Origin of the sequence: Nocardioides sp. YIM 152588, assembly GCF_040191335.1 — a bacterium.
Taxonomy (GTDB): domain Bacteria; phylum Actinomycetota; class Actinomycetes; order Propionibacteriales; family Nocardioidaceae; genus Nocardioides.
Map to the genome: position 1 here is coordinate 154,945 of NZ_JBEGDJ010000003.1, position 10,650 is coordinate 165,594.

Here is a 10,650-nt window from a genome sequence, read left to right on the forward strand (position 1 = left end):
TGGGTCCTACGGTGAGGCCATGGCGACCCTCGAGGACGTACGGCGCATCGCGCTCTCCCTGCCCGAGACCGACGAGAAGACCTCCTGGGGCAACCAGATGTTCCGGGTCCGGGAGAAGGGCTTCGTCTGGGAGCGCCCGCTGGGCAAGAAGGACCGCGCGGACCTGGAGTCGCTCGACCAGCAGGTGCCCACGGGGGAGATCGCGGGGATCCGGGTGCCGGACCTCGGCGAGAAGGAGGCGCTGGTCGAGGGGCAGCCGGACGTCTACTTCACGATCCCGCACTTCGACGGCTACCCGGCGGTGCTGGTGCGGCTGGACGCGATCGACCTGGACGAGCTCGAGGAGATGATCGTCGAGGCCTGGCTGGACCGGGCCCCGAAGCGCCTGGCGGCCGACTTCCTCGCCGGGGGAGGGCGGCCGCAGCGGGGCTGAGAGGATGGCCGGGTGAGAGACGTCGTCATCCTCGGATCCACCGGATCGATCGGCACCCAGGCCCTCGACCTGGTCCGCGCCAACCCGGAGAGGTTCCGGGTGGTGGGGCTGACCGCCGGCGGCAGCAACCCGGACCTGTTCGAGCGGCAGGTGGCCGAGTTCCGCCCCGACTTCCACGGCCTCGGCGAGGAGGCCAGCGTGGAGGCGGCCGGGCGGCCGTGCGACGTGGTGCTGAACGGGATCACGGGCGCCGTCGGCCTGCGGCCCACCCTGGCCGCGCTCGACGCCGGCCGGACGCTGGCGCTGGCCAACAAGGAGTCGCTGGTGATGGGCGGTCCGCTCGTGCTGGAGCGCGCCAAGCCCGGCCAGATCGTCCCGGTGGACTCCGAGCACAGCGCGCTGGCGCAGTGCCTGCGCGGCGGCCGCGCCGACGAGGTGCGACGCCTGGTGCTGACCGCGAGCGGCGGCCCGTTCCGCGGCCGCAGCCGCGCCGACCTGGCCGCGGTCACCCCCGAGCAGGCGATGGCGCACCCCACCTGGGACATGGGTCCGGTGATCACGATCAACTCCGCCACCCTGGTCAACAAGGGGCTGGAGGTGATCGAGGCGCACCTGCTCTTCGGCATCCCCTACGACCGGATCGAGGTCGTGGTGCACCCGACCAGCGTCGTGCACTCGATGGTGGAGTTCGTGGACGGCTCGACGCTGGTGCAGGCCAGCCCGCCGACGATGCTGATCCCGATCGCCCTCGGCCTCTCCTGGCCCGACCGGGTGCCCGACGCGGCGCCCGCGGTCGACTGGACCCGGGCCGAGACCTGGGAGTTCTTCCCGCTCGACGACGAGGCGTTCCCCGCGGTCGCGCTGGCCCGGGAGGCGGGCGCGCGCGGCGCCACCGCGCCGGCCGTCTACAACGCCGCCAACGAGGTCGCGGTCGACGCGTTCCGGCGCGGCGGGCTGCCGTTCACCGGGATCGTCGACGTGGTGGCGGGCGTCGTGGGGGCGCACGACGTACCCTCGGAGGACGGCCTCACCATCGACGACGTCCTCGCGGCCGACGCGTGGGCGCGCGAGGAGGCCGCACGCCACCTCGAGCTGACCCAGCGCACGACCTGAAGGAACCGATGACCGCCCTGCTCTACCTCCTCGGCGTCGTGGTCTTCGTGGTCGCGATCCTCGCCTCCATCGGCCTGCACGAGCTCGGTCACCTGATCCCGGCCAAGAGGTTCGGCGGCAAGGTGACCCAGTACTTCATCGGGTTCGGCCCGACCGTGTGGTCCAAGCGGGTCGGCGAGACCGAGTACGGCGTCAAGGCGATCCCGCTGGGCGGCTACGTCAAGATCATCGGCATGCTGCCGCCGGGCGCGGAGCAGCTGGTCGAGGAGACCGAGGAGGTCCTCGACGCCCAGGGCAACACCGTCACCCAGGTGCGCGTGCGCAAGTCCAACACGGGGATGTTCACCCAGCTGATCTCCGACGCCCGCGCGGCGGAGTGGGAGCTGATCCAGCCCGAGGACGCCGACCGGCTCTTCTACAAGATGCCGTCGTGGAAGAAGATCGTGGTGATGGCGGGCGGCCCGACGGTCAACATCGCCATCGCGTTCCTGATCTTCACCGGCGTCTTCGCCACGTTCGGCAACCCGGCGGACCCCGACATCGAGACCACCGTGGCGGAGGTCCAGGCCTGCATCGTGCCGCCCGACGAGGACGGCCGCGCCTGCACCGCCGAGGAGCTGAAGAGCTCCCCGGCGCCGGCCCACGAGGCCGGCATCGAGGTCGGCGACGAGTTCGTCTCCTTCAACGGGGTCGAGGTCACCGACTGGAAGCAGCTCCAGACGCTGATCCGGGCCAACGGCGACGAGCAGGCCACGGTCGTGGTCGATCGCGACGGCGAGCTGGTCACCCTGCACACCGCCACCACGGTCACCCCGCGCTTCCTGGAGGTCGGCGACACCGAGCCCGAGCCGGTCGGCTTCCTCGGCGTGCGGCCGGTCGCCACCCCGACCACCGGCGGCCCGATCTACACGATCGACCAGATGGGGTCGATGACCGTCGAGGTCGTGAAGTCCCTGGCCACGCTCCCGGCCAAGGTCTGGGACGTCGCCCAGGCCATCGTCGGGCTGGAGGAGCGCGACCCGGCCGGTCCGGTCAGCATCGTCGGCGGCGGCCGCCTCGCCGGGGAGACCGCGGCGCACACGGAGATCGACCTGCAGTCGAAGGTGGTCTCGCTGTTGCTGCTCATCGCCGGCTTCAACTTCTTCATCGGCATGTTCAACTTCGTGCCGCTGCTGCCGCTGGACGGCGGCCACATCGCCAGCGCCGCGTGGGAGGGCATCCGCCGCGGGATCGCCCGGCTGCGCCGCCGCCCGGACCCGGGGTACGTCGACGCCGCCAAGCTGCTGCCGGTCGCCTACGTGGTCGCCTCGGCGATCCTGGTTCTCGGCATCGTGCTGATCGTCGGGGACCTCGTGGTCCCGGTGCACCTCGAGTCCTGAGCCCTGAGCCCGAAGTCGTGAGCCCGAAGTCGTGAGCCCGAAGTCGTGATGGGCGAGGCCGCCCGACTACCCTGGGCGCCATGACATCGACCCCCATCAGCCTCGGGATGCCCGCCGCACCAGCACCGGTGCTGGCCCCGCGTCGCAAGACGCGGCAGATCCAGGTCGGCAAGGTGGGGGTGGGCAGCGACCACCCGATCTCGGTGCAGTCGATGACCACGACGCTGACCTCCGACGTCAACGCCACGCTGCAGCAGATCGCCGAGCTCACCGCGGCCGGCTGCGACATCGTCCGGGTGGCCTGCCCGAGCGCCGACGACGCCGCCGCGCTCTCCGAGATCGCCCAGCACAGCCAGATCCCGGTGATCGCCGACATCCACTTCCAGCCGAAGTACGTCTTCGCCGCGATCGAGGCCGGCTGCGCCGCGGTCCGCGTCAACCCGGGCAACATCAAGAAGTTCGACGACCAGGTCAAGGAGATCGCCCAGGCCGCCAAGGACCACGGCACCTCCATCCGGATCGGCGTCAACGCCGGGTCGCTCGACAAGCGCCTGATGGAGAAGTACGGCAAGGCCACGCCCGAGGCGCTGGTCGAGTCCGCCGTCTGGGAGGCCAGCCTCTTCGAGGAGCACGGCTTCCACGACTTCAAGATCTCGGTGAAGCACAACGACCCCGTCGTCATGGTGCGCGCCTACGAGCTGCTCGCCGAGGCCGGCGACTGGCCGCTGCACCTCGGCGTGACCGAGGCCGGCCCCGCCTTCCAGGGCACCATCAAGTCCTCGGTCGCCTTCGGCGCCCTGCTGAGCAAGGGCATCGGCGACACGATCCGGGTCTCGCTCTCCGCTCCGCCGGTCGAGGAGGTCAAGGTCGGCCTGCAGATCCTGGAGTCCCTCAACCTCCGTCCCCGCCGCCTCGAGATCGTCTCCTGCCCCAGCTGCGGCCGGGCCCAGGTCGACGTCTACAGCCTCGCGGAGAAGGTCACCGCCGGCCTGGACGGCCTGGAGGTGCCGCTGCGCGTCGCCGTCATGGGCTGCGTCGTCAACGGTCCCGGCGAGGCCCGCGAGGCCGACCTGGGCGTCGCCTCGGGCAACGGCAAGGGCCAGATCTTCGTCAAGGGCGAGGTCATCAAGACCGTCCCCGAGTCGGCGATCGTGGAGACCCTGATCGAGGAGGCGATGAAGATCGCCGAGTCGATGGAGCCGGTCGAGGGCGCCGGCGCCGAGGTGTCGGTCTCCTGACCCCGCCGGTCTGCGGAGCGGCGGCGGAGCGAATCGCAGTCCCGCCGACGGAATCTGTGCACCCGGACTCGGCCCGCACCTCGTAGGCTGCGGCTGTGCTCATCACCCGACACGGCGTCCGCACCCTGACCGGTGCGGACCTGGGCGCGTTCCTGGCCCTCGCCGAGCGCGACCCGGTGGTCAACGCCTTCGCCGTGCACCGGGCCCGCACCACCAACCTGGAGCCACGCTGGCTCGGTGGCGAGATGTGGGGCCGGTTCGAGGACGGCGAGCTGGTCGCCGCCTGCCACGTCGCGGCCAACCTGGTGCCGATCGGCGCGGACGTCGAGGCCGCCGTGGCGTTCGCGGACCGGGCGCTGACCCGGCGCCGCAGCGTCTCCACGATCGTCGGGCCCCAGGACGCCGTACGGCCGTTCTGGGAGCGGGTCGCGCCGCACTGGGGCTCGCCGCGCGAGATCCGCTGGGACCAGCGCCACCTGGAGATCGCCCGCGACCCCGACGTGGCCCCCGACCCGGCGGTGCGGCTCTCGGTCCGCTCCGACATGGACCTGCTCTACCCGGCGTGCGTGGCGATGTACACCGAGGAGGTCGGCGTCTCGCCCGAGGCGGGCGGCGCCGCGGACCTCTACCGCGCCCGGGTCTCCCAGCTCGTCGCGCGCGGCCTCTCCTTCGCCCGGTACGACGACGGCGAGCTCGTCTTCAAGGCGGAGGTCGCCTGCGCCACCCAGCACGCGGCCCAGATCCAGGGCGTCTGGGTGCCGCCGCACCGCCGCGGCGAGGGGCTGGCCACGGCCGGGATGGCGGCGGTCGTCCGCTACGTGCGGGCCCAGATCGCGCCGGTGGTCTCGCTCTACGTCAACGACTGGAACCTGCCCGCCCGCGCCGCCTACGAGCGGGCCGGCTTCGTCGAGACCCGGCGCTTCGCCACCGTCATGTTCTGAGCCGGGGGTGGACCGGTGCCGATGCCGGATCGCGGTGGGCGCCGGCGAACCCCTAACCTTGCCGTCATGAGTGCACGCGTGGCCCGGATGTCGTCCCTCTTCCTGCGCACCCTGCGGGAGGACCCGGCGGACGCCGAGGTGCCGAGCCACAAGCTCCTGGTCCGTGCCGGCTACATCCGCCGCGCCGCGCCCGGCATCTACACCTGGCTGCCGCTGGGCCTGAAGGTGCTGCGCAAGATCGAGGGGATCATCCGCGACGAGATGGACGCCATCGGCGCCCAGGAGGTCACCTTCCCCGCGCTGCTGCCGCGCGAGCCCTACGAGGCCACCGGCCGCTGGACCGAGTACGGCGACGGGATCTTCCGCCTGAAGGACCGCAAGGACGCCGACTACCTGCTCGGGCCCACGCACGAGGAGATGTTCACGCTCCTGGTCAAGGACCTCTACGGCTCGTACAAGGACCTGCCGCTGTCGATCTACCAGATCCAGAACAAGTACCGCGACGAGGCGCGTCCCCGCGCCGGGCTGCTCCGCGGCCGCGAGTTCGTGATGAAGGACTCCTACTCCTTCGACGTCGACGACGCCGGGCTGGAGGCCAGCTACCAGGCCCACCGCGCGGCGTACATCAGGATCTTCGACCGGCTCGGCTTCGACTACGTCGTCGTGAAGGCGACGTCGGGCGCGATGGGCGGCTCGGCCTCGGAGGAGTTCCTGGCCAAGGCCGAGGTCGGCGAGGACACCTACGTCCGCTGCACCCGCTGCGACTACGCGGCCAACGTGGAGGCCGTCGAGGTCTCCCCGCCGGCCGCGGTGGCGTACGACGCCCTGCCGGCCGCGCACGCCGAGGCGACCCCGGACACCCCGACCATCGCCTCGCTGGTGGACCACCTCAACGCGGTGTACCCGCGCGAGGACCGCCCGTGGGCGGCGGGGGACACCCTGAAGAACGTGATGGTGGTGCTGGTGCACCCCGACGGCACCCGCGAGCCGCTGGCGATCGGCCTGCCGGGCGACCGCGACGTCGACGTCAAGCGCCTGGAGGGCCAGCTCGAGCCGATCGCGGTCGAGCCGATGGACGACGACGAGCTGGCCAAGCACCCCGCGCTGGTCAAGGGCTACATCGGCCCCGAGGTCCTCGGCGAGGAGGGCAAGAGCGGGATCCGCTACCTGGTCGACCCGCGCGTGGTCACCGGCACCGCGTGGGTGACCGGCGCGAACACGCCCGGCAGCCACGTGCTCGACCTGGTCGCCGGCCGCGACTTCACCCCCGACGGCACCATCGAGGCCGCCCAGGTGCGCGACGGCGACGCCTGCCCGCGCTGCGCCGAGCGCGGCGACGACGGCACGCTCGCCTCGGCCCGCGGCATCGAGATGGGCCACGTGTTCCAGCTCGGCCGCAAGTACGCCGACGCGCTGGACCTCAAGGTGCTCGACGAGAACGGCAAGCTGGTCACGGTGACCATGGGCTCCTACGGCATCGGCGTGACCCGCGCGGTCGCCGCCATCGCCGAGGACACCCTGGACGAGATCGGCCTGTGCTGGCCGCGCCACGTGGCGCCGTACGACCTGCACGTGGTGGCGACCGGCAAGGACCAGGCGGTCTTCGACGCGGCCGAGGCGTTCGTCGCGGAGGTGTCCGCCGCCGGCGTCGAGGTGCTCTTCGACGACCGCCCGAAGGTCAGCCCGGGCGTGAAGTTCAAGGACGCGGAGCTGATCGGCGTGCCGACCATCGTCACCTTCGGCCGCGGCGTGGCCGACGGCGTGATCGAGGTGAAGGACCGCCGTACCGGCGAGCGGACCGAGGTCGCGCTGGGCGAGGCGGCGCGACACCTGATCGACCTGGTCCGGGACTGACCCGGGACCGACAACAGCCGCGGCGGGGCCGCCGCCGGAGGGAGAGGGACGAGCCATGGCGAGGATCGACTGTCCGATACTCCGCGAGCAGGTCATGTCCGCCGACGAGGCGGCGTCCCTGATCCGACCGGGCGAGGCGCTCGGGATCAGCGGCTTCACCGGCGCCGGCTTCCCGAAGGCGGTGCCGGTGGCGCTGGCGGAGCGGATCCGCGCCGCCCACGACCGTGGCGAGCCGTTCCGGGTGGGGATCTGGTCGGGCGCCTCCACCGGTCCCGAGGTGGACGGCCAGCTGGCCCGCGTCGACGGCGTGGACCGCCGGCTGCCCTACAACTCCGACCCGGACCTGCGCCGGCTGATCAACGACGGCACCGTCGACTACCTCGACGCCCACCTCTCCCACACCGCCCAGCAGGCGTGGTTCGGCTTCTACGGCAAGCTGGACGTGGCGATCGTGGAGGTCGCCGCGATCCTGCCCAACGGGCTCCTGGTGCCCGGCACGTCGGTCGGCAACAACAAGACCTGGCTCGAGGTGGCGGACCGGGTGATCCTCGAGGTCAACCGGTGGCTGCCGCGCGACCTCGAGGGCTTCCACGACGTCTACTACGGCACGAAGCTCCCGCCGCAGCGGGTCCCGATCCAGCTGACCGACCCGCTGCAGCGGATCGGCGACCCGTACCTGCGGGTCGACCCGGCGAAGGTGATCGCGGTCGTCGAGACCAACGCCCCCGACCGCAACACGCCGCTCTCGGCGCCCGACGAGGCGTCGCGGGCGATGGCGGAGACGCTGGTCGACTTCCTGCGCCACGAGGTGCACGCGGGACGCCTGCCGGCCCGCCTGCTGCCGCTCCAGTCCGGGGTGGGCAACGTCGCCAACGCGGTGATGGAGGGTCTGCTGCACGCGGAGTTCGAGCACCTGACCTCCTACACCGAGGTGATCCAGGACGGACTGCTGGACCTGCTCGACGCGGGCAAGCTGCGCTCGCTGTCGGCCACCTCGTTCGGGCTCTCCCCGGAGGGCCAGCAGCGGTTCCTGGAGAACCTCGGCTCCTACAAGGGCAAGATCCTGCTGCGCAGCGAGGAGATCTCCAACCACCCTGAGGTCATCCGGCGCCTCGGGGTGATCGCGATCAACGGGATGATCGAGGCCGACATCTACGGCAACGTGAACTCGACCCACGTGATGGGCTCCTCGATCATGAACGGGATCGGCGGCAGCGGCGACTTCGCCCGCAACGCCTACCTGAACTTCTTCGTCTCGCCGTCGACCGCGAAGGCCGGGGCGATCTCGTCGATCGTGCCGATGGTCAGCCACGTCGACCACACCGAGCACGACGTGCACGTGCTGGTCACCGAGCAGGGGATCGCCGACCTGCGCGGGCTCTCGCCCAACGCGCGCGCCGGCCGCATCATCGACGCCTGCGCCCACCCGGACTACAAGGACGCGCTGCACGACTACGTGGCCCGCGCCCGCGCCGCCCGGCCCCACGCCCGGCACACCCCGCACCTGCTCGACGAGGCCCTCGGCTGGCACGTCCGCTACCTGCAGGAAGGCCGGATGTGAGCTCCCGGGGGAGCGGCATCGAGGCCGTCGTCTTCGACTGGGGCGGCACGCTCACCCGGTGGCACGACGTCGACTTCCACGCCGAGTCCCTGGCGCTCGCCCAGGCGGTGGTGCGGACCCCGACCCGGGACGACGACCACCACGCGAACGCGGCGAGGCTCCACCGGGCGGGCTCCGCGATCTGGGCCCGCAGCCGGGACGAGCAGCGCAGCGCGACGATCGCCGACCTCTTCGACGAGGCGGGCCTGGACCACGACGCGGCGCTGCTCGAGGCCTACTACGAGTTCTGGCTGCCGCACACCGAGACCGACCCCGACGTCCGCCCGCTCTTCGAGTGGCTGCGCGGCGAGGGGATCCGGGTCGGCGTCCTCTCCAACACGATCTGGCCGCGGGAGTGGCACGTCGGCTTCTTCGAGCGCGACGGCGTCGCGGACCTCATCGACGGGGACGTCTATACCAGTGAGATCCCCTGGACGAAGCCGTCGCCGCGGGCGTTCGAGGCCGCCTGCGAGGCCGTCGGCGGCGTCGACCCCGCGCGCTGCGTCTACGTCGGCGACCGCCTGTACGACGACGTGTGGGGTGCCCAGCAGGTCGGGATGCGCGCGATCCACGTCCCGCACAGCACCATCCCCGACGACCAGCGTGGTCATTCTGAGGGATCTCCGGATGGGATCGCCCACCGTCTGGCCGAGATTCCGGCTATTGTCTCCAGTTGGTGGTGACGTACGTCCCACCGGCGATCGTGCGGCCCCACTCGGCGGCCCGGATTGCAGGATTGTGCAATCGACTGCAGGTTCCTGCAGTGCAGATTTATGAGGATCGCGCTGACGCGACGCGGAGGCCTCTCGTGTTGCAAGATCGTGCATGTCAGACGGTGAGCCCCACCTCCTCGTTGACGAATGAGACCGCTGTCCCCGGTCACTGATGGCCCGCGACTCCAACTTCGGAAAGCATCTCGGGAGCTTTCCGAAGGAAGATCGCGGGCCATCAGAGTTTTTGGGGCCGAGCGCGTCTCCGCTTCGCTCCGCCGCGCTGCCGGCCTCGCAGTTGGCCGCCGCGGTGGTCGAGGTGGTCTGGCGGCCTGCGGCGGCTGCGCGCGGCGAAGCTTCGCTCGCGCCGTCCGGTCGCTGCGCTCCCTCCCGGCTCTCGCTGCGCGTTCCCCGCGCTCGCAGCCGTCAGTTCTATGGTCGCCGCCGGTGGCTGGCGCCGGTGGTTGAGGTGCGAGCGAAGCGAGCCTCGAAACCACCTGCGCGACGACCACCCTTCCTGCCGGTGGTCGGGGTGCGAGCGAAGCGAGCCTCGAAACCACCGTTCCCGCCGGTGGTCGGGGTGCGGGCGAAGCGAGCCTCGAAACCACCTGCTCCGGCTGGTCGAGGCCGTCGAGACCCGTTCGCCTCAGAGGCCGGGCAGCGTCTGCGGCCGGCCGCCGAACTCCAGGCTCCGCACGCCCGCGTCGAGCAGCGCGTCGATCGCCCAGCGGCGGGTGCGCTCGGTGCTGTTGGCGACGAGGAACGCGTAGCTCGCCGCGGCGGCCTGCTCCAGCTCGCGGGCGCGGGCGTCGATCGCCGCGGCGTCCCCCAGGTCGCCGAGCCGGTAGCCCGGCTCGGGCGCCTCCGGCGTACCGCCTGCGGCGTCGATCATCGCGAGCAGGGCGTCCCGGCGCTCCTGGTGGACCAGGTAGGCGTCGGTGATCCGGGCGTAGGCGAGGGGCGCGGCCGAGCGGGACGTGCGGGCGCCGAGGGCGCCGTAGACGAAGACGGCCGCGTGCTCGCCGGCCAGCGTCCGCTGCAGCGCCTCCAGCGTGGCGTCGGCGCTCATCCGAGCACCACCAGGCGCTGCGCCACCGCGGTGGCCATCGAGGCGAGGACCTGGGCCAGGGCCCCGCTGCCGGCGTCCAGCGCGCCCTCGACGAGGTCGCCGCGCAGCGCCGCCTCGGTCTCCAGCAGCGTCGACCGCGCCCGGCGCTCGCCGCGGGGCACCTCGGCCTCGTCGACGGACCCGTCCCACTCCAGCTCGGCGAGGTGACCGGCGGCAGCGTGTGCAGGTCGGCGTTGAACCCGATCCGGGCGCCGAGCAGCAGCGCGTACCACGGCAGCCACGGGGCGCCGGCCAGGCTGACCGCACCGACCTG

Annotated in this window: 10 protein-coding genes; 8 read left to right on the forward strand and 2 right to left on the reverse strand. The window is 72.0% G+C overall.

Annotated features, from left to right (window positions below):
- Nucleotides 1-19 precede the first annotated feature (19 nt).
- The 8 genes from ABLM29_RS03430 (at nucleotide 20) to ABLM29_RS03465 (ending at nucleotide 9,241) form a co-directional block, all read left to right on the forward strand.
- Nucleotides 20-433 (forward strand): MmcQ/YjbR family DNA-binding protein, encoded by a 414-nt coding sequence (locus tag ABLM29_RS03430; protein WP_349712416.1) that lies wholly within the window; start codon nucleotides 20-22, stop codon nucleotides 431-433.
- 12 nt (nucleotides 434-445) lie between these two features.
- A complete protein-coding gene (locus tag ABLM29_RS03435; RefSeq protein ID WP_349712418.1) occupies nucleotides 446-1,546 on the forward strand; it encodes a 1-deoxy-D-xylulose-5-phosphate reductoisomerase in 1,101 nt (366 codons plus the stop codon).
- A gap of 8 nt (nucleotides 1,547-1,554) precedes the next feature.
- A complete protein-coding gene (locus ABLM29_RS03440; protein WP_349712419.1) occupies nucleotides 1,555-2,925 on the forward strand; it encodes a M50 family metallopeptidase in 1,371 nt (456 codons plus the stop codon).
- Between the two features lie 80 nt (nucleotides 2,926-3,005).
- Entirely contained in the window at nucleotides 3,006-4,163 is a 1,158-nt protein-coding gene (gene ispG / locus ABLM29_RS03445; RefSeq protein ID WP_349712421.1) for a flavodoxin-dependent (E)-4-hydroxy-3-methylbut-2-enyl-diphosphate synthase, read from the forward strand.
- A gap of 95 nt (nucleotides 4,164-4,258) precedes the next feature.
- On the forward strand, nucleotides 4,259-5,104 hold the full coding sequence (locus tag ABLM29_RS03450) for a GNAT family N-acetyltransferase (protein ID WP_349712422.1): 846 nt from the start codon (nucleotides 4,259-4,261) through the stop codon (nucleotides 5,102-5,104).
- Nucleotides 5,105-5,170: 66 nt separating this feature from the next.
- The gene (locus tag ABLM29_RS03455) at nucleotides 5,171-6,958 is read left to right on the forward strand and encodes a proline--tRNA ligase (protein ID WP_349712423.1); all 1,788 of its coding nucleotides are present in this window, start codon (nucleotides 5,171-5,173) and stop codon (nucleotides 6,956-6,958) included.
- A 55-nt stretch (nucleotides 6,959-7,013) separates the two neighbouring features.
- Entirely contained in the window at nucleotides 7,014-8,519 is a 1,506-nt protein-coding gene (gene scpC / locus ABLM29_RS03460; RefSeq protein WP_349712424.1) for a succinyl-CoA:acetate CoA-transferase ScpC, read from the forward strand.
- The gene (locus tag ABLM29_RS03465) at nucleotides 8,516-9,241 is read left to right on the forward strand and encodes an HAD family hydrolase (RefSeq protein ID WP_349712425.1); all 726 of its coding nucleotides are present in this window, start codon (nucleotides 8,516-8,518) and stop codon (nucleotides 9,239-9,241) included. Before scpC ends, ABLM29_RS03465 begins: the two co-directional genes overlap by 4 nt.
- 673 nt (nucleotides 9,242-9,914) lie before the next feature.
- On the opposite strand, the gene ABLM29_RS03470 is transcribed toward ABLM29_RS03465, so the two are convergent.
- The gene (locus ABLM29_RS03470) at nucleotides 9,915-10,337 is read right to left on the reverse strand and encodes a DUF4439 domain-containing protein (protein WP_349712426.1); all 423 of its coding nucleotides are present in this window, start codon (nucleotides 10,335-10,337) and stop codon (nucleotides 9,915-9,917) included.
- The gene (locus ABLM29_RS03475; RefSeq protein WP_349712427.1) at nucleotides 10,334-10,498 is read right to left on the reverse strand and encodes a hypothetical protein; all 165 of its coding nucleotides are present in this window, start codon (nucleotides 10,496-10,498) and stop codon (nucleotides 10,334-10,336) included. The genes ABLM29_RS03470 and ABLM29_RS03475 overlap by 4 nt, the downstream gene beginning before the upstream one ends.
- Between the last annotated feature and the right edge of the window lie 152 nt (nucleotides 10,499-10,650).

Excerpts from the sequence above, each read along its gene's own strand:
- ABLM29_RS03470 (WP_349712426.1), bottom strand. The coding sequence starts at position 10,337 with ATGAGCGCCGACGCCACGCTGGAGGCGCTGCAGCGGACGCTGGCCGGC.
- scpC (WP_349712424.1), top strand. The coding sequence starts at position 7,014 with ATGGCGAGGATCGACTGTCCGATACTCCGCGAGCAGGTCATGTCCGCC.
- ABLM29_RS03455 (WP_349712423.1), top strand. The coding sequence starts at position 5,171 with ATGAGTGCACGCGTGGCCCGGATGTCGTCCCTCTTCCTGCGCACCCTG.
- ispG (WP_349712421.1), top strand. The coding sequence starts at position 3,006 with ATGACATCGACCCCCATCAGCCTCGGGATGCCCGCCGCACCAGCACCG.
- ABLM29_RS03440 (WP_349712419.1), top strand. The coding sequence starts at position 1,555 with ATGACCGCCCTGCTCTACCTCCTCGGCGTCGTGGTCTTCGTGGTCGCG.
- ABLM29_RS03430 (WP_349712416.1), top strand. The coding sequence starts at position 20 with ATGGCGACCCTCGAGGACGTACGGCGCATCGCGCTCTCCCTGCCCGAG.